The 18,446-nt window shown below is 68.3% G+C and carries 13 protein-coding genes and 1 pseudogene; 3 read left to right on the top strand and 11 right to left on the bottom strand.

The features are described from left to right. Positions 1-253 precede the first annotated feature (253 nt). From KDK82_RS28790 to KDK82_RS28765, 6 genes and pseudogenes are all read right to left on the bottom strand, one after another. On the bottom strand, positions 254-1,246 hold the full coding sequence (locus tag KDK82_RS28790; protein WP_088166877.1) for a Bug family tripartite tricarboxylate transporter substrate binding protein: 993 nt from the start codon (positions 1,244-1,246) through the stop codon (positions 254-256). Between the two features lie 83 nt (positions 1,247-1,329). Then, entirely contained in the window at positions 1,330-3,183 is a 1,854-nt protein-coding gene (locus KDK82_RS28785; protein ID WP_179217988.1) for a dihydroxy-acid dehydratase, read from the bottom strand. 117 nt (positions 3,184-3,300) lie between these two features. Next, complete coding sequence (locus KDK82_RS28780; protein ID WP_016450218.1) at positions 3,301-3,603, bottom strand: DNA-binding transcriptional regulator; 303 nt, start codon at positions 3,601-3,603, stop codon at positions 3,301-3,303. Continuing rightward, on the bottom strand, positions 3,587-3,970 hold the full coding sequence (locus KDK82_RS28775; protein WP_016450217.1) for a type II toxin-antitoxin system RelE/ParE family toxin: 384 nt from the start codon (positions 3,968-3,970) through the stop codon (positions 3,587-3,589). Before KDK82_RS28775 ends, KDK82_RS28780 begins: the two co-directional genes overlap by 17 nt. Before the next feature lie 297 nt (positions 3,971-4,267). Then, a pseudogene (gene ccoG / locus KDK82_RS28770) lies at positions 4,268-5,737 on the bottom strand (cytochrome c oxidase accessory protein CcoG). Between the two features lie 136 nt (positions 5,738-5,873). Beyond that, positions 5,874-6,407 (bottom strand): hypothetical protein, encoded by a 534-nt coding sequence (locus KDK82_RS28765; protein WP_088166876.1) that lies wholly within the window; start codon positions 6,405-6,407, stop codon positions 5,874-5,876. A 259-nt stretch (positions 6,408-6,666) separates the two neighbouring features. Here KDK82_RS28765 and KDK82_RS28760 point away from each other — a divergent pair, with 259 nt between their 5' ends. Both KDK82_RS28760 and KDK82_RS28755 read left to right on the top strand, forming a co-directional pair. Next, positions 6,667-7,638: a DUF2157 domain-containing protein gene (locus KDK82_RS28760; protein ID WP_034398293.1), complete on the top strand. Its 972-nt coding sequence runs from the start codon at positions 6,667-6,669 to the stop codon at positions 7,636-7,638. Next, positions 7,635-9,290 (top strand): GDYXXLXY domain-containing protein, encoded by a 1,656-nt coding sequence (locus KDK82_RS28755; RefSeq protein WP_088166875.1) that lies wholly within the window; start codon positions 7,635-7,637, stop codon positions 9,288-9,290. The genes KDK82_RS28760 and KDK82_RS28755 overlap by 4 nt, the downstream gene beginning before the upstream one ends. Before the next feature lie 14 nt (positions 9,291-9,304). On the opposite strand, the gene KDK82_RS28750 is transcribed toward KDK82_RS28755, so the two are convergent. The 3 genes from KDK82_RS28750 to KDK82_RS28740 form a co-directional block, all read right to left on the bottom strand. Next, entirely contained in the window at positions 9,305-10,426 is a 1,122-nt protein-coding gene (locus tag KDK82_RS28750; RefSeq protein WP_088166874.1) for a CaiB/BaiF CoA-transferase family protein, read from the bottom strand. Positions 10,427-10,439: 13 nt separating this feature from the next. Then, entirely contained in the window at positions 10,440-11,444 is a 1,005-nt protein-coding gene (locus tag KDK82_RS28745) for a tripartite tricarboxylate transporter substrate binding protein (protein WP_012204364.1), read from the bottom strand. 75 nt (positions 11,445-11,519) lie between these two features. Continuing rightward, positions 11,520-13,223 (bottom strand): acyl-CoA dehydrogenase family protein, encoded by a 1,704-nt coding sequence (locus KDK82_RS28740; RefSeq protein WP_088166873.1) that lies wholly within the window; start codon positions 13,221-13,223, stop codon positions 11,520-11,522. A gap of 136 nt (positions 13,224-13,359) precedes the next feature. Between KDK82_RS28740 and KDK82_RS28735 the strand changes: the two genes are divergently transcribed. Then, positions 13,360-14,259, top strand: coding sequence for a LysR family transcriptional regulator (locus KDK82_RS28735; RefSeq protein ID WP_088166872.1), 900 nt, complete (start codon positions 13,360-13,362; stop codon positions 14,257-14,259). Between the two features lie 142 nt (positions 14,260-14,401). Here the strand turns inward: KDK82_RS28735 and KDK82_RS28730 are convergent, their stop codons facing one another. Together KDK82_RS28730 and KDK82_RS28725 are read right to left on the bottom strand one after the other, a co-directional pair. Continuing rightward, entirely contained in the window at positions 14,402-17,278 is a 2,877-nt protein-coding gene (locus KDK82_RS28730; protein ID WP_088166871.1) for an aconitate hydratase, read from the bottom strand. 176 nt (positions 17,279-17,454) lie between these two features. After that, positions 17,455-17,874: a hypothetical protein gene (locus tag KDK82_RS28725; protein ID WP_088166870.1), complete on the bottom strand. Its 420-nt coding sequence runs from the start codon at positions 17,872-17,874 to the stop codon at positions 17,455-17,457. Positions 17,875-18,446: the final 572 nt, after the last annotated feature.

The raw sequence follows: 18,446 nt of genomic DNA, 5'->3' as shown, positions 1-18,446 counted from the left end.
GAGGCAAAAGAAAGACGACCCGAATGTCCGCGACCCTCCGCTTCGCTGCGGGCAACCTGCGTCGTGGCGGTTGCGGGGTTCGCCGTGAAACTCACTTCGCGCTGCGCGCTACGTTCAAACAATCACGGCGAGTCAGATCACGAAGCAAGCCTGTCCTTCGGCAGGCTTGCAACCCCGCAACCGCCACGCCGCAGGCGCTGACATACGGGGAGTTGGCTCGGGCCTTCGCTTCGCTCGGCCCGTTTTATTCTTTTCAGCCCTCTGCTGTGAATCCCACGCGCTTGACGATGGGGCCCCATTTGGCGAGTTCGGATTGCAGCAGCGCGGCCAGTTCGGCGGGGGTGGAGGATTGGGCGTCCAGGCCGAAGGTGGCCAGGCTGTCCACCACGTCGGGCGTGGCCAAAGCCTTGCGCATGTGGCCGTTCAGGCGCTGCACGGTCTCGGCGGGGGTCTTGGCAGGCACGAAGAAGGCGAACCATTCGCTGTGCGCCATGTCCTTGTAGCCCTGCTCCACCAGCGTGGGCACCTGGGGTGCGAAGCGGCTGCGCTTGGCGCCGCTGACGCCCAGGATGCGCATCTTGCCGCCGGCCAGGTGCTGCAGCATGTCGCCCACGGGGCCGCAGACGGCGGAGACGTTGCCGCCCAGCATGTCCAGCAGCGCCGGCTGGGTGCCGCGGTAGCCAGCGTGCTTGAAGTCCACGCCGGCATGCTGGCCCAGCAGGGCGCCGATGAAGTGCGGCGTGGAGCCGGGCGCGGGCGAGCCGAAGTTGGCGCCTGCGGGGTTGGCCTTGGCCCAGGCGAAGAATTCGGGCACCGTGGTCACGCTGGCTGGCACGGCGGGGCCGACGGCGAAGCCGAAGTCGAAGATGCAGCCCACGGTGACCGGCGCCAGGTCGGCCACCGGGTCATAGGGCAGCTTCTTGTAGATGTGCGGGTAGATGGACAGCATGGACGTGGGCGTCTGCAGCAGGGTGGCGCCGTCTGCGGGCCGGCCCTTGACGTAGCTGATGGCGATCTGCCCGCCCGCGCCGGTGCGGTTTTCCACCACGGCGGTCTTGGCATAGCCCGACAGCTTGGCGCCCACGCGGCGGCAGATGGCGTCCGAGGTGCCTCCGGCCGCGAAGCCGGTGATGATGTTCAGGGTCTCGATGGGGCCCTGGGCCTGCGCCCAGGCCTGCTGGCCCAGGCTGGCCAGCAGCGCACCCGCTCCAGCGGTGCCCAGCCATTGGCGGCGGTCGATGTTCATGCGTATGTCTCCGGTTGAAATTGAAACTCTGAAAAAAACAGTGGGGGAACAGCGGGGGGGAAATGCGTGCCAGCCCGGCGGCTTCAACTGTCGTCGCGCAGCCAGACCACCTGGCCCGAATGCGTGACCGCGCCCTGGTGGGCCGGACGCACGGTGAGCGCGTATTTTTCCAGCACGCCGCCCAGCGGCGGGGCCTGGCGGCGCGCGGCGGCCGATTGTTCCAGACGTGCGGCCAGTTCGGCCTCGCCGATTTCCACCGTGATGCTGCGCGCATCGGCGCGGGCGTCGATGGCGATGAGGTCGCCGTCGCGCAGCGCGGCAATGGGGCCGTTGTCGGCGGCCTCGGGGCCTGCGTAGCCGATGCACAGGCCGCGCGTGGCACCAGAGAAGCGCCCATCGGTCAGCAGGGCCACCTTGTCGCCCATGCCCTGGCCATAGAGCAGCGCCGTGATGCCCAGCATCTCGCGCATGCCGGGGCTGCCGCGCGGGCCTTCGTTGCGGATGACGATGACATCGCCGGCCGCGTACTGCATGGCCTGCACGGCGGCCTGGGCCTGTTCCTCGGACTCGAAGACGCGCGCGGGGCCCCGGTGCGCCAGGGTCTTGAGGCCGGCCGTCTTCAGCAACGCGCCATCGGGGCAGAGGTTGCCCTTGAGCACGGTCAGGCCACCGTCGCGCGTGATGGGATTGCCGGGCGTGCGCACCACCTCGCCATCGGGCGGCGCGGCATCGGCCAGTTCTTCGGCCAGGGTGCGGCCCGTGAAGGTGAGCGCATCGCCGTGGACAAAGCCCTGCTCCATCAGCGTGCGCAGGATCACGCCGGCGCCGCCGATGTAGTACACGTCGCGCGCCAGGAAGCGCCCGCCGGGGCGCAGGTCGGCGATCAGCGGCGTGCGCGCGAAGATCTCGGCCACGTCGTCCAGGTGGAAGCGGATGCCGGCCTCATGCGCGATGGCCGGCAGGTGCAGGGCGGCATTGGTCGATCCGCCCGTGGCGCTGACCACGGCGCAGGCATTCTCCAGCGCCCGGCGCGTGATGATGTCGCGCGGCAGCGGGCCGCCGCCTTCGGCGCTGGCCCACACGGCCTGCATGAGCTGGCGCGCGGCGCGGCGCATCAGCGGTGCGCGCTCGCTGAACACGGCGGGCACCATGCTGGAGCCGATGGGCGCCAGGCCCAGCGCCTCGCTCACCATGCCCATGGTGTTGGCCGTGAACTGGCCTGCGCAGGCGCCGGCCGTGGGCAGGCAGGCGCGGCTCATGGCCTCCAGGTCCTGCGCCGTGGCGGTGCCGGCCAACACCTGGCCGATGGTCTCGTAGGTATCGACCACGTTCAGGTCGCGCCCGTGCACGCCGGGCGCCTGCCCCGGCAGGGCCGAGCCGCCATGCACGAAGACGCTGGGCACATTGCAGCGCACCATGCCCATCATCAGGCCCGGCAAGTTCTTGTCGCAGGCGCCGATGGCGAAGATGCCATCCCACTGGTGGCCGCGCACCGAGGCCTCCACGCTGTCGGCGATCAGCTCGCGCGAGACCAGCGAGAACCGCATGCCCGAATGCGCCATGGTCAGCCCGTCGCTGACCGACACCACCGGGCATTCATGCGGCGTACCGCCCCCGGCATAGATGCCGGTCTTGGCATGCTGGGCCTGGTCGCGCAGGTTGAGGTTGCAGGGGCTCATCTCCCCGCCCGTGTGGAACACGCCGATGTGCGGGCGCTCTATGTCTTCGTCGTCCTGGCCCAGGGCATGCAGGAAGCTGCGCGTGGTGGCACGGATGGTGCCGGAGCGGATCAGGGCGGAGCGAAAGGGCGTGGGCTTGGGCGTGGCCGCTGCCGGGCTGCTGCCGGTGGTGCTGGTTGTGGTGGTGGAGGCGGCCAGCGATGCGGAGGCGCTGGACTCGGAAAAGACGTTGTCGGGGGAGGCAGGTTTCTTGTTCATACGCGGGACGGAAAACAGCCGCCCACCATAGCGGGGTCTGCGGATTTCCCTATGAGCATTTACACCAGATCGTGTCTCCCGGGAGTCGCCCGCATACCGCCCTCGCGTGGCCCCGGCTCAGAGGATGGCCTGGAGGCCTTTGTCGGCGATGACGTTGAGCAGCTTGAGCGCCGGTCCGGCGGGACGGGTTTCGCCCTGCTCCCATTTGCGCACCGTGGAAGCCGTGGTGTGCAAATGCAGCGCAAACACCGGTTGGCTGAACTTCAAAGTCTCGCGCAGTTGTTTGATGTCGGCCGCCTCGAACTCCCGCACCGGGGGAGGACAGATCGCGTCGAACTCGCGCATCGTCACCTTGTCGATGGCGCCCGCTTCGTACAGCGCAGCCAGATCGCCGCGCAGGGATTCAATGATCTTGCTCACAATGCACCTCCAACAAAACGCCTGACTGCAGGGCCGCCGACAAGGCCTGGGTGGACAGGTCCAGAAACAGCTTGCCTGCAAACCTCAAAGCCCTCTGTTCTTCCTGTGTGATGTTCGCCTTGTCGTTCTTGGTGAAACCATGCAGGAAGATGTATCGGTTGCCGATTCGTGCCGACAACAGCGTTCGATAACCCCCACTCTTGCCCGCGCCTGGACGCGCCACCCGCTTCTTGTAGAGAAAGCCCCCCAGGTCCGCGTCGATCAGCCCTCTTTCCATCTCCCTGACCGCCTTGCACAGCGCGGTATCGGGCAGTTTCTCGCTCGCCTGCCATCGGGAAAAGTCCTTGCGTTTGAGAACGCGCGCCATGCCAGCCTCCAAACTATACCCGTTACGGGCATATATTTCACCTTCATACATATGACCACAGGGTAGAGCCTGCGAATTTGAAGTGCTGCCTCGTGCCTGCCTCATTCAAGCCCCTGTCGTTTCTCCTTGGCCTGACTGCCAGCCAGCTTGTCCGCCTTGTCGGGCAGACACGATAAAAAAAGGCCCCGGAACAAACTTCCGGGGCCTCAAAACCGATGCCAGCCCGCGCTGCAGCGGACCAGGCATCGTGCACAACAACTGCGCCGTACTCCTGAATCAATCCATCCAACCAGCCCCTCAGCGCGGCACCAGGAACGTGCTGTGCGCCTGCTTGGAAAGCGCGGGATCGCCCACCGCCGTGGCCGTGATCTCCACGCCATGCGAGCCAGGGCCGGCCGCGCCATAGGGCGCCTGCAGCCGCACCACGACCCAGCGGTCCTGGGCCGCGCCCACGTCCACCTCGGTCTCCGAAGCCACGCGCAGGCCTTCGATGCCCGAGGCCGACAGCACATAGCGCTGGTCCTGCTCCGTGGCATTGCCGATCTGCACGCGGTAGATGTTCTCGATCTGGCCGCCGGCCACGATGCGCGACAGCGTGCCCCGGTCTCGCACCACGTCCACCTTCAACGGCGTGCGCAGCGCCAGGCTGGCCACCATGGCCGTGGAGATGGCCACCAGCGCCGTGCCGTAGATGAGCACGCGCGGGCGGAAGATGCGGCGCACCAGCTCGCTCTGGCGCCAGCCCCGGGCCACGCCGTTCTGCGTGGACAGGCGGATCAGCCCGCGCGGGTAGTGCATGCGGTCCATGACGCTGTTGCAGGCGTCGATGCACAGGCCGCAGCCGATGCACTCGTACTGCAGGCCGTCGCGTATGTCGATGCCCACGGGGCAGACCTGCACGCACAGCGTGCAGTCGATGCAGTCGCCAAGCCCCTGGGCCCGGTAGTCCACGCCTTTGTGGCGCGGGCCGCGCGACTCGCCGCGTGCGGCGTCGTAGGTGACGACCAGGGTGTCCTTGTCGAACATGGCGCTCTGGAAGCGCGCTTAGGGGCACATGTGCTTGCAGACCTGCTCGCGCAGGAAGCCCGCGTTGCCGTAGGTGGCCAGCGCATAGAACAGCACCCAGAAGATCTGCCATGCGCCGGTCAGCGCCAGCACCTCGGGCAGCAGGCTGCGGATGGGCACGAAGTAGCCGACGAAGGTCAGCCCCGTCCACAGCGAGATCAGCAGCCACAGCGCATGCTTGCCGCCGCGCCGCGCGATCTTCTCCGCACCCCAGCCGCTGCCGTCCAGCCGCAGCCGCGCGCTGCGGTCGCCCTCCAGCCGGCGCTCCACCCACATGAACAGCTCGGTGTAGACCGTCTGCGGGCAGGAAAAGCCGCACCACAGCCGCCCGGCCACCGTGGTGAACAGGAACAGCGCCAGCGCCGAGACGATGAGCAGCACCGCCAGGTAGATGAAGTCCTGCGGATACAGCAGCCAGCCGAAGACGTAGAAGCGCCGCTGCTCCAGGTCGAACAGCAGGGCCTGCCGGCCATGGATCTGCAGCCAGGGAATGCCATAGAAGAACAGCTGCGTGAGCCAGACCATGGCCCAGCGCCAATGGGTGAAGCGCCCCGTGATGGAGCGCGGCTGGATCTTCCTGCGCGATTCGAACAGCGGAGAGTCCGCGCTGGCATCGGCGATGGGAATCACCTTGCGTGGCGCGGGCCGCGGCCGGGGGGCTGCGGCGGTTTCATCGGGAAGCGGTTTCGGTCGTTCTGACATGCGGGGCCTTCGCCCCGGCCGGTGCGCCCTTGATGCGGGCTTGTCATGAATTGCCGGGGACTGCCTGGACTATGCCCAGCGCCCTGCCCCGGCGGTAGCAGCAGATGCAGCGGATTCGACCGTATCAGATGGCGGGTCAGGCCTGCGGCGAGCGCAGCGCCGCAACGGCAAGCCGCAGCCCCCACAGCACCAGGCACAGACCCAGCAGCGCCGTCAGCGTGCCGATGCGCACATCGGCCTGGAGCACGCCCCAGCGGCTGAAGATCCCCGTCCAGTCATGGTCGCCGCCGCCCACCAGCGGCAGCACCTGGGCGCGCGCGTCCTTCATGTAGTGGGCCACGTTCATGAGGCTCTCTCCCAGCCACATCAGCGCGGCAATCCAGCCCGTGCGCTGGCCCTGCCTGTGGAAATGGCGCATGAACAGGGCCGGGAACAGCAGCTGGAACAGCGTGCCGCCGTAGACCGAGAGATGCTGCGAGAACAGGGCCACCAGCGGATGCCCGGCTTCGTGCAGTGCCAGGTTGGCGTTGTCCAGCAGCAGCAGCCAGTGACCCTGGCTGAAGAAGTGGCCCCAGATGATCCAGGCGGCAAAGGCCGTCAGCGCGATGGCGGCAGGCCGGGTGACCGGCTGCCACTCGATCTGCCCGTCCAGCGCATCGCCGCGCTTCATCGCGCCTGCCCTGCAGGTTGTGGGTGCGGATGCGGATGCGGGTGCTGGTGCGTTTGCGCACCGGGGCAAGGGGCAGGCAGGAAAAGCATTTCGGCAGGATTGGGCTAAGCAGCAATGGCAAGAGGATGGCAGGACTCTGGCCGCGATCTTCCCACGGCTCCCCCGGCTCGCCGGAATGCCGTCCTGCGCCGCCATCCATGCACGCGAGGTTCTGGCACAGTCGGGCATCCGACTCTTCAAGCCAAGGAACGTCCGCACCATGAACCTGCGCCCCCTATTGCATGACCTTGTCCGCCAACATGGCCTGGACCGCAAGGCCGCCGTGCAGCTGTTTGCACTGGCGGGATTCGAGCAGGAACCGGCTGCGCTCAGAACCCGCCTGTGGCCCGTGGTGGCCTTGCTGGGCGCGGCGCTGGGCGGGCTGGGCATCGTGCTGTGGATTGCCGCCAATTGGGAGAGCATGGGCCGCATGCAGCGCTTTGCCCTGCTGCAGGGCTTTGTGCTCGTGATGTGTCTTGGCGCGGCATGGCGCGCGGCGGCGCGCGTGCCGCTGTCGGTGCTGGCGCTGCTGGGCACGGGTGCGCTGTTCGCCTTTTTCGGGCAGACCTACCAGACGGGAGCGGACCCCTGGCAGCTGTTTGCGCTGTGGGCAGCGCTGACCCTGCCGCTGGCCCTGGCGGCGCGCAGCGATGGCGTCTGGGTGCCCTGGGTGGTGGTTGCCATGACGGGCATTGCGCTGTGGGCGCAGGCCCATACGCCGCAGTTCTGGGAGGTGGAGTCGCGCGACCTGGGCGTCCATGCCGTGGCCCTGGGCGCCGCCCTTGCCGTCACCGCGGTCATGGCACCGGCCCTGCGGCGCTTCACGGGCGCCGGGCTGTGGGCCTTGCGCGGCGCGGGCGCGCTGGCGCTGGCGATGATCACCTCCACCGCCATCAGCGGGCTGTTCCACAGCACGGTGGCGCCGCAGTACCCGCTGGGGCTGGTGCTGCTGGCAGGCGCGGCGGCGCTGGCGGGCCTGCGCAGGCATTTCGATATCTTTTTGCTCAGCGGTGCGGCGCTGGGCCTGAACGTGCTGCTGGTGTGCGGCCTGGTCTATCTGCTGCTGGAGAAACTGGGGGCGGACTTCACGGGCATGCTGCTGCTCGTGGGCCTGGGCGCTGCGTGCCTGCTGGCGGCCACGGTCAGCCTGGTGCTTCGAATGTCACGCAACGCGGAAGGAGGCCTTCAATGAGCCACGAACACGACACCCTGCTGCGCCAGGCCGTGGACCAGGGCATCCTGCCGCCTGCCACCTTGCAGGACCGCCGCCCTGCCGCCAACGACCGCCATTGGGCGGTGGTGCTGCTCACGGCGCTGGGCGCCTGGCTGGCCCTTCTTCCCTTGCTGATTCTGTTTGCGTTTGCCCTGTCCGACTGGATAGAGCGCGGCGCCGGGACCTATGTGATCGGCGCCATGATGCTGGCCGCAGCCGTGGCCGTGCTGCGCGCCGAGGAGCTGCCCGTCTTCCTGGAGCAACTGGCCCTGCCTGCCATGCTGACCGGCGCCGGCCTGCTGGGCTTTGGCCTGGCGCGCGACCTGTCGGGGCAGGCTGCGGGCGCGATAGGCCTGGCCATTGCGCTGGCCTGCACGGCCACCATTCCAAGGCCCTGGCTGCGCGTGCTGCTGGGCGCCGCCTGCGCGCTGCTGTTTTGCACCATGCTCTGGCCGGACAACGATCCATCCACCCTGTACGCAGGCCTGCCGACCTGGGTCATCGTGCATGCGGCGCTGCTGCTCTGGATGCTGCTGCTGGCAGCCCAGTGGCGCGCGCTGGGGCAGTCTGCGGCACAGACCCGCATGGCGGCGGCGCTGGAGCCCTTTGCCACGGGCTGGCTGCTGGCGGTGCTGGCTGGCCTGGCCTTTCTGTCCGGCAGGAGCTTCATGGTGGCCGGCGTGCTGGGCGGCGGCCTGGCGGGCGAGCTGGCGCAGGAAGCCGCCCCGAACATCTCCATGGGCGTTCTGACGCAGGCCGGCTCGGCCGTGCTGGCCCTGGCAGCCGCCTGGTTCGCCCAGCGCGCATGGCCCACGCTGCGGCAGCCGCGCGCCGCCGTGGCTGCCGTGGTGCTGGCCGTGCTGAGTGCCTTCCTGCCCTGGCTGGGCGCCTGCCTGCTGGCGCTGGCGGTGACCGGCACCAGCGGCCGCTGGCGGCAGGCCGCAGCGGCCGCCCTGGCTGCGGCCTGGATCGTGGGCAGCTTCTACTACCAGCTGGCCTGGCCATTGGCGACGAAGGCCATGGTGCTGGCCGGCTGCGGCGCCTTGCTGGGCCTGCTGGCCTGGGCAGGGCCGCGCGCCGCAGCCCTGCCAGGCAGCGCGGAGACCGCCGCCGCATCGGGCGCCGCGCCCCTGCAGCGCTGGGCGCCGTGGCTGGTGGTGCTGACGGCGGCCTGCACGCTGGCGGTGGCCAATATCGGCATTGCGCAGAAGGAGCGCACCATCGCCCAGGGCCGCAAGGTGTTCGTGGAACTGGCGCCGGTGGACCCGCGCTCCCTGATGCAGGGCGACTACATGCGCCTGAACTTCCGCCTGCCTTCCGAGGACAGGGACGTGGAGAAAGAGAACCTGCGCGGCGGACGCCTGTACGCCATCGGCAAGCTCGATGAGCAGGGCGTGGTGCAGTGGCTGCGCACCGGCACGGCCAGCGAGCCGCTGGCGCCCGGCGAGCAGCGCTTTGAACTCACCCCGCGCGGCGGCCGGTGGACGCTGGTGACCGATGCCTGGTACTTCCGCGAAGGCGATGGCCAGCGCTGGGAGCAGGCCCGCTACGGCGAGTTCCGCGTGGAGCCCGACGGGCGTGCGCTGCTGGTGGGCATGGCTGACGCGCAACTGCGCCCCATCGTCCCCTGAGCGCACCATGCAAATCACTCGAAACTGTCGCCCTCGGCCAGCGGCGCATGCCGGTAGCTGGCCGGCGTGCGGCTGAGCTTGACGGGCGCGCCCAGGCCCCGGTAGCCGCCCTCCATCTCCACCACCATCTCGCGGTGCAGCGTGTGTGGGTGGTTGAGCGCCGCGTCCACACCCAGCACGGGCGCGGCGGGCACGCCGATGGCCATCAGCGCATCGGCCAGGGCGGAGCCGTCGCTAGCCTGCAAGGCCTGCTCCAGCAGCGGCTTGAGCGCATCGCGGTGGTGCGAGCGCTGGCCGGCCGTGGCAAAGCGCTCGTCGGCCACCAGTTGCGGGCATCCCAGGTGCTCGCACAGCAGGCGGAACTGGCGGTCGTTGCCCACGGCCAGGAAGACCGGCGTGGTGCCCGTGCCAAAGCTGTCGTAGGGATAGATGTTGGGATGGGCGTTGCCCGAGCGCCCTGGCGTCCTGCCGCTCATGAACCAGTTGCCCGCATGCGGGTGCAGCAGCGAGATGCCGCTGTCGTACAGCGAGACATCGACCAGCTGGCCCAGGCCGCTGCGCTGGCGCTCCTGCAGCGCCAGCAGCACGCCGATGACACCGTTCATGCCCGTGACCATGTCCACCACGGGCAGGCCCACGCGCAGCGGATCGCCGCCGGCCTCGCCGTTGACGCTCATCAGCCCCGTCATGGCCTGGATGGCCGCGTCATAGCCGGGCCAGGCGCCCAGCGGGCCATCGGCGCCGAAGCCGCTGACGCGGCACCAGATGAGGCGCGGAAAGCGCTCGCGCACCTGCTCCCAGCCAATGCCCCATTTCTCCATGGTGCCGATCTTGAAGTTCTCCACCACCACGTCGGCCTGGTCCATCAACGCCAGCACGGCCTGCTGGCCTTCGGGCTGGGACAGGTCCAGGAACTGCAGCCGCTTGTTGCGGTTCAGGCCCCGGTAGTAGGAGGACACACCGTCCTGGAACGGCGGCCCCCAGGCGCGCGTATCGTCGCCCTGCGGCGGCTCCACCTTAAGAACGTCGGCGCCGTGGTCGCCCAGGATCTGGCCGCACAGCGGGCCACCAAGAATGCGGGAGAGGTCGAGGACACGGATGCCCTGGAGTGCGCCCATGCTGTGGGAAGTGGTCATCAATGTGCTTTCCTCAATCCAGTTTGGCGCCGGAGGCATCGACCACGGCCTTCCATTTCGTGACCTCCTGCGCGATGAAGGTCGACAGCCCCGCTGGCGACAGATCCGATGCCGGCTCCAGCCCCTGGTCGGCAAAGGTCTTGCGGATGCGCTCGCTGCTCAGGGCCTTGCGGAAGGCCGCGTTCAGCGTCTCGATGCGGTCGGCCGGCGTGCCGGCCGGTGCCACCACGCCGAAGAACACGCTCACGTCGTAGCCGGGCAGGCCCTGCTCGGCGATGGTGGGGATGTCGGGCATGGCCTGGGAGCGCTTTTCCGTGGCCACGCCAATGGCCTTGAACTTGCCGGCCTTGATGTAGGGCATGGCGGTGAGGATGTCGGTGAAGGTCATGTTCACCTGCCCCGCCAGCAGGTCGTTGAGCGCCGGGCCCGTGCCCTTGTAGGGAATGTGCTGCAGCGAGGTGCCGGCCATCTTGTTGAACAGCACGCCGGCCAGGTGCGAGGAAGCGCCGTTGCCCGAGGACGCATAGTCCAGGCTGCCCGGCTTGGCCTTGTCCTGCGCAATCAGCTCCTGCACGGTGGTGGCCTTGGTCGCCGGATTGACCACCAGCACGTTGGGCAGGTGGCCCACGCGGATAATGGGCGCGAAGCTGGTCTGCGGGTCATAGTTGATCTTGCGGTACAGGTGCTTGTTGATGGCCAGCGGCCCCGAGGTGCCGAACATGATGGTGTAGCCGTCGGGCCTGGCGCGGGCCACGAAGTCGGCGCCGATGTTGCCGCCCGCGCCGGCCTTGTTCTCCACGATCACGCTCTGGCCCAGCGTCTCGGTCAGCGATATCGCCAGCGTGCGGGCCATGGCGTCCGTGGGCCCGCCGGGCGGGAAGGGAACGACGAAGCTGATGGGCCGCTCGGGAAAGCGCTCGGCCAGTGCGGCGGCCGGCAGCGCGGCGGTGGCGGCGAGCGCACACGCCCACAGGAATCGGCGTTTCTGGAAAGACGGCTTCTGGTCAGTGCAAGGCATGGTGTTTGTCTCCGGTACTTGTGCGGTCATCCCTGTGGACGGGATGTGTGTTCTGGGTCGGTGCGCTCGATGGGCTCAGCGTGTCCAGACTTCGGGCAGGTCGCCTGCCGCCAGCGGGTCGCGCGGCAGCACGCGGTGCAGCAGCACCAGCTGGGCCCAGCGCATGCGTTCGGCACTGCGTGTGCACGAGGCCTCCCAGGCCATGGCCGTGGCCGTGAAGCAGTGGTACAGGCCCGAGGCGGCGGCGCGCGCCAGGCGGTCACCGCCCTCCTCGGCCGCGCGCAGGGCCAGGGCCGCAGCCTTGTCCATGCTGGCCGACAGCGCGGCCTTGAAGTCCGTGGCCGCCTCGGTCTGGGCCAGCAGCTGGGCCGCGTGGTCGCGCAGCACGGGCAGCGAGCCTTCGCGCTTGATGGCGCGGATCACGTCCAGCGCCACGATGTTGCTGGTGCCTTCCCAGATCGATCCCAGGTGGGAGTCGCGCACCAGGCGCGGGTCGCTCCATTCCTCGATGTAGCCGCATCCGCCGCGCACTTCCATGGCGTCGCCCGTGACCTTGCGCGCGTCGCGGCAGGCGCGGAACTTGATCATGGGGGTGAGGATGCGCAGCAGCGCGTAGGCGCCGTCTTCGCCTGCGTCCGAACGCTGCAGCGCCTGGGCCGTCTGCAGCACCATGGTGCGGGCCTGCTCGGAGTAGATGCGCAGCTTGTCGAGCTGGCGCTGCATCAGCGGCATGTCCTGCAGGGCCTTGCCGAAGGCGCGGCGCTCGCGCGCCACGTACTCGGCCTCGACCACGGCGCGGCGCATCAACCCGGCCGAGCGCACGCCGTTGGACAGGCGCGAGTTGTTCACCATGTCGGCCATTTGCACGAAGCCCCGGCCCTGCTCGCCCACCAGGTAGGCGACGGCGCCGTCGAGCACGATCTCGCCGCTGGCCATGGAGCGCGTGCCCAGCTTGTGCTTGAGCCGCACGATGCGGTAGTGGTTGGCCGAGCCGTCATCGAGCCGGCGCGGCAGCAGGAACAGCGAGATGCCCTTCATGCCCGCCGGCGCGCCTTCCACGCGCGCCAGCACCATGGCGAAGTCGGCATCGGGGTTGGAGCAGAACCACTTGTCGCCGGACAGGCGCCAGCTGCCGTCGGCGGCCGGACGGGCCAGCGTCTGGGTGTTGGAGATGTCGGAGCCGGCAGCCTGCTCGGTCATGAACATGGCGCCCTGGGCCTGGTCCTCGAAGCGCAGCTGCGTCATGCGCGGCCAGTACTTCTCGACCAGGGCCGGCCCTCCGTACTTGCGCAGCGTGCGCGCCAGCGAGTCCGTCATGGACAGCGGGCAGCACAGGCCGAACTCGGCCTGCACGAACAGATAGGTCAGCGCGTACTTGGCCAGCGGCGGCAGCTTGCCATCCCAGCCCAGCACGCCCGTGCGGTGCGACATGACGGCCAGGCCGAACTCGCCATAGGCAATGCGCTCCATCTCCACATAGGCCGGGTGCTTGACGATGCGCTGCGCATCGCGCCCCGTGCGGTCGCGGTGCTCCAGCTCGGGCGGGTTGCGGTCGGCGGTCAGTGCCCATTCATCGATCTCGCGGCCGGCCAGCGCGCCCATGCGCTCCAGATGGGGCTGCAGGTGCGCGTTCACCTCGGGCGGCAGGTACAGCGCCAGCAGCGGCTGCAACTGCGAATCGGTGGTGTACAGGTTGCTGCCGTGGCGGTCGGGCACGGCCTGGAAAGCCTGGGCGGGGGAAGACTGCATGGCGGCCAGCGCCTGCGGTTCGGGGTTCATGGTCTGTCTCCTGTGCGGGAACCGGGCCCGGGCGCATGGGCGCCGGGTCTTGGGGATGCCCCCATTCTTGGAAACAGTCCTATTCGAGTCAAATATCGATAACGTATTGATCAATAGTCAAACCGGATAGAACGCCATGGAGCTGAGACAACTGAGGTACTTTCTGGTGCTGGCCGAGGAGCTGCACTTCAGCCGCGCAGCCCAGCGCCTGTCCATCTCCCAGCCGCCGCTGAGCGTGGCCATCCGCCAGCTGGAGGAAGAGTTGGGCGCCCAGCTGTTCGAGCGCACCAGCAAGGAGGTGCGGCTCACGGCCGCCGGCAAGCACCTGCGCGTGCAGGCCCAGGACATCATGGAACAGGCCCAGCGCGTGCGCCAGGACATGCGCGCCATCGCCGACGGCGTGCAGGGCCGCATCCGGCTGGGCTTTGTGGGTTCGGCCATCTACCGCGGGCTGCCCGAGGCGCTGGAGAGCTTTCGCACCCGGCACCCGCTGGTGCGCATCGACATGCTGGAGCTCAATAGCGCAGAGCAGATCGCCTCCCTGCAGCAGGAGCGGCTGGACCTGGGCCTGCTGCACGCCACGCGCCCCGCGCCCGGCCTGCAATCACACACCCTGGTGAGCGAGCCCTTCATGGCCTGCCTGCCCGCAGGCCATGCGCTGGCCGGCCAGCGCACGCTGCAGGTGCGCCAGCTGGCGGGCGAGCGCATGGTGCTGTTCTCGCGCCAGGTCTCGCCCGACTACCACCAGCAGATCTGGCAGATCTGCCAGAGCGAAGGCTTCACGCCCGACCTGCACCACGAGGTGCGGCACTGGCTGTCGGTGCTGTCCATGGTGTCGCTGGGCCAGGGCGTGTCCCTGGTTCCGTCCTGCCTGCAGCGCGTGGGCTTTCCGGGGCTGGCCTTCGTGCCCATCCAGGGCCGGCACCCGCAGTCGCAGATGCAGGCCATGTGGCACCCGGGCCATGTGCAGCCCCTGGTCGAATCGCTGCTGGCCCATCTGCGCGACAGCGTGGGCAGGCTGGGACAGCAGCCCTAAACGCCACACCCTTGCTCAGTTCACTATGTCCAAAACTGGCGTGGCCCAAAAGCGAGGGACACCGAGCAAGGGCCGCCCCGCCGCCAGGGTGTCGTCCCCCTTCCAGGGGGAAGCCGCATAGCGGCTCAGGGGGTTTCCAACTTCATTCAAGGAGCTGCCTGAGAACGTACGGCAGGATGCCGCCGTGCCGGTAGTAGTCCACCTCGATGGGCGTGTCGATGCGCAGCTTGACCACCACGGTCTGCTTGCTGCCATCGGCACGCGTGATCACCAGCTGGGCCTCGCTTTGCGGTGCCAGGTCGGCGGCGGGAATCACTTCCACGAACTCCTCGCCCGTCAGGCCCAGGGTCTGCCAGCTGTCCGTGCCCAGGAACTGCAGCGGCAGCACGCCCATGCCCACCAGGTTGGAGCGGTGGATGCGCTCGAAGCTGCGCGCCACCACGGCCTTGATGCCCAGCAGCTGCGTGCCCTTGGCGGCCCAGTCGCGGCTCGATCCCGTGCCGTATTCCTCGCCCGCGAAGATCACGGTGGCACGGCCCTCGGCCTGGTACTTCATGGCCGCGTCGTAGATGGGCATCTTGGTGACCTGGCCCGTGCCGTCGCGGTACAGCGTCAGCCCGCCCTCCTCGCGCGAGCCATCGGCCTGCGCCGGAATCATCAGGTTCTTGATGCGCACGTTGGCAAAGGTGCCGCGCATCATCACCTCATGGTTGCCGCGCCGCGAGCCGTAGCTGTTGAAGTCGGCCTTTTGCACGCCGTGGGCCAGCAGCCACTGGCCTGCGGGCGAGCTTTCCTTGATGGAGCCGGCCGGCGAGATGTGGTCGGTGGTGATGGAGTCGCCGAACAGCGCCATCACGCGCGCGCCGTGCACCACGTAGGGGTTGGAGCCTTCGGCGCCGGCGGCGGGCGCGTCCAGCTGGAGCCGGAAATCATCGAAGAACGGCGGCTCGGCAATGTAGGTGCTCTCGGGCCAGGTATAGGTGGCGCCCGTCACGCCGTGGATCTTTTCCCAGAGCTTGCCGGGCTCGGAGCGCACCTTCTCGTAGTTCTCGCGGAAGGCCTTGCCGTTCATGGCGTACTTCATCAGCGCGTGGATTTCCTCGCTGGTCGGCCAGATGTCGCCCAGGTAGATGTCACGGCCGTTCTTGCCCTGGCCCACGGGCTCGGTCATCAGGTCGCGGCGCACCGTGCCGGCAATGGCATAGGCCACGACCAGGGGCGGGCTGGCCAGGAAGTTGGCCTTGATGTTGGGGTGGATGCGCGCCTCGAAGTTGCGGTTGCCCGACAGCACGGCCGCGCAGACCAGGTCGTTGCTGGTGATGGCCTCGTTGAGCTCCGGCGTGAGGTCGCCCGCGTTGCCGATGCAGGTGGTGCAGCCGTAGCCGGCCAGCGCAAAGCCCAGCTTTTCCAGGTAGGGCAGCAGGCCGGCTTCGGTCAAATACTCGGTCACCACGCGCGAGCCCGGCGCCAGAGAGGTCTTGATGTGCGGCTGCACCGTGAGCCCGGCCTTCACCGCCTTCTTGGCCAGCAGGCCGGCGGCCAGCATCACGCTGGGGTTGGAGGTGTTGGTGCAGCTGGTGATGGCGGCAATCAGCACGTCGCCGTTGGCGATGCTCAGGCGCTTGGCAGGGGCGGGGGCATCGACCGGTGCCTCGCTGTGGGCGGCCTCCAGACTGGGCTTGTTGGCCTCCATCTCGGCCAGCGAGCGCTGCGCGCCGGGCGGATGGGCCGGCGTCTCGGGCGCCACCTCGCCCTCGCCGCCACCGCCTACGCGAAAGCGCCGGCCCAGCCGTTCGATCGGCTGGTTGAACCCGTTGTGCGCCGCAGGGGCGCTGAACAACTCATCGAACTTGGACGACACATTGCCCAGCTCGATGCGGTCCTGCGGGCGCTTGGGTCCGGCCAGGCTGGGCGCCACCGTGCCCAGGTCCAGGCGCACCACATGCGAGTAATCGATCTCGCCGGCGGCCGGCACGCCGAACAGTTCCTGTGCCCGGAAATAGCCCTCGAAGGCCTCGATCTCGGCCTTGCTGCGGCCCGTGCCCCTGAAGTAGTCGATGGTTTTTTCATCGACGGGGAAAAAGCCCATGGTGGCGCCGTACTCGGGCGCCATGTTGCCGATGGTGGCGCGGTCGGGCAGCGCCAGGGTGCGCGTGCCTTCGCCGAAGAACTCCACGAACTTGCCCACCACCTTCTCGCGGCGCAGGATCTCGGTCACCGACAGCACCAGGTCGGTGGCCGTCACGCCCTCGCGCAGCTGGCCCGACAGCTCGAAGCCCACCACATCGGGCGTGAGGAAGTACACGGGCTGGCCCAGCATGGCCGCCTCGGCCTCGATGCCGCCCACGCCCCAGCCCACCACGCCGATGCCGTTGATCATGGTCGTGTGGCTGTCCGTGCCCACCAGGGTGTCGGGGTAGTGCACGCCGTCCTTGGTCTTGTGCACGCCGCGCGCCAGGTACTCCAGGTTCACCTGGTGGACGATGCCGAAGCCCGGCGGCACCACGCCGAAGGTGTCGAAGGCCTGCATGCCCCACTTCATGAACTGGTAGCGCTCCTTGTTGCGCTGGAACTCCAGCTTCATGTTCAGGTCCAGCGCCTTCTTGGTGCCGAAGTAGTCCACCATGATGGAGTGGTCCACCACCAGGTCCACGGGCACCAGCGGCTCGATGGACTTGGGCTTCTTGCCCAGCCTGGCGGCCGTGCTGCGCATGGCGGCCAGGTCGGCCAGCAGCGGCACGCCCGTGAAATCCTGCAGCACCACGCGCGATACCACGAAGGGGATCTCGTCCACGCGCTCGGCCTGGGGCTTCCAGTTCGCCAGCTGCTCCACATGCTCGCGCGTCACCTTGTTGCCATCGCAGTTGCGCAGCACGGACTCCAGCACGATGCGCAGCGACACGGGCAATCGCCGGATCTGTGGATATTGCCTTGCCAGTTCAGGCAGGGAGAAGAACTTGCCCTTCTTGCCCCCCGCCGCAGCAAAGGATTTGAGGGTGTTTTCATATTCGTGGCGCATCGTGAGACTCCTGGATGAAACTCTGGGAAGGCACATGCGCGCCGCCTTTTCCGGGCTGCTGGGCATGCACCAAGACTCTGATTTCCATTGTGCCCAGAAGTGCCCGCGGATGCTGTGGTCCATTGGCGATAGTCACACGCGGACAACGCTGTCCGCGCGGCAAAAGCGGCAGGCTTTCACAGGGCTGTCATCGAACCGGCCAGCGAAGCCCTGCTGCGCCACAACCCCGCGCACTGCAGATCGCCCAGCGCCACGCCGATGGCCGCCTGGCCCAGCACCCATGCCCAGCCTGCGGGCGCAGGCTCCAGCACGCCGCTGTACAGCACAACCCCGCAGGCCAGGGCCCAGCCGAAGTTGCCGAACACGGCAATGGCCACCAGCCCCCTGCTGCGCGGCATGCGGCACGCGCCCCAGCCAGCCACGCAGGCCCAGGCCAGCAAGAAGCACCCCGTGCCCAGCAGCAGCGCCTGCGGCAAGCCCGTGAAAACGGCCAGCGGCTGCGCAAAGGCCAGCTGCACCGCACCGGCCGCGGCGCAGCAGATGGCGTCGGCCCACAGGGTGCGGGGCAGGAAACGGGCATGGGAAAACATCGGCATCAGCACTCCTTGTGGATTGCCGGGCATGCACCTCGCAAGCCGGCCCCACCGATGCTCCGCCGCCACCGCCCCCCGAGTCCATGACCTGCCAGGTCATGCCAGCCCCGCTGGAGCAACTCCAGTCGCTATGCCACAATCCGCACCAGCCCCCTGTTAAGGGGCCGGTGCTTGAAAACACCTTTGAAGAATAGCGGAGCGGCCTCCCCGATAGCGAGGCCTTGTCACGTCTGATTTGCTTGGATCGTGGGCGCTTGCCTGCATCCGAACGGTTTGGGACGGGATGGGGCTCACCGCAAGGCTGCCCGCACGACTATTCTCGTGTTTTCAACATCCCGTCCACCATTGCTGTGCTTGAAAACCCGGACTGGTGGTTCAGTCTCGAATAGGAGCACGGAACCATGTACATCGCATCCATCTCGATGGCCCGCCTCACCTTTGCAAGGAGAGGCGAGCCATGACAACAAGCCCCCCACCAAGCGCCGAGCATTTCACCCAGGTCGTGACCGAGGTGGACCGCCTGGTGCAGCAAGGCTGTGCCGAGATCTCGGCACTCTCCCGCATGGCCCTGCTGT

The organism is Delftia sp. K82 (genome assembly GCF_002193035.1).
GTDB classification, from domain to species: Bacteria; Pseudomonadota; Gammaproteobacteria; order Burkholderiales; family Burkholderiaceae_C; genus Comamonas; species Comamonas acidovorans.
The sequence above is the reverse complement of the archived record's forward strand: the minus strand, read 5'-3'. Positions and strand labels throughout refer to the sequence as shown.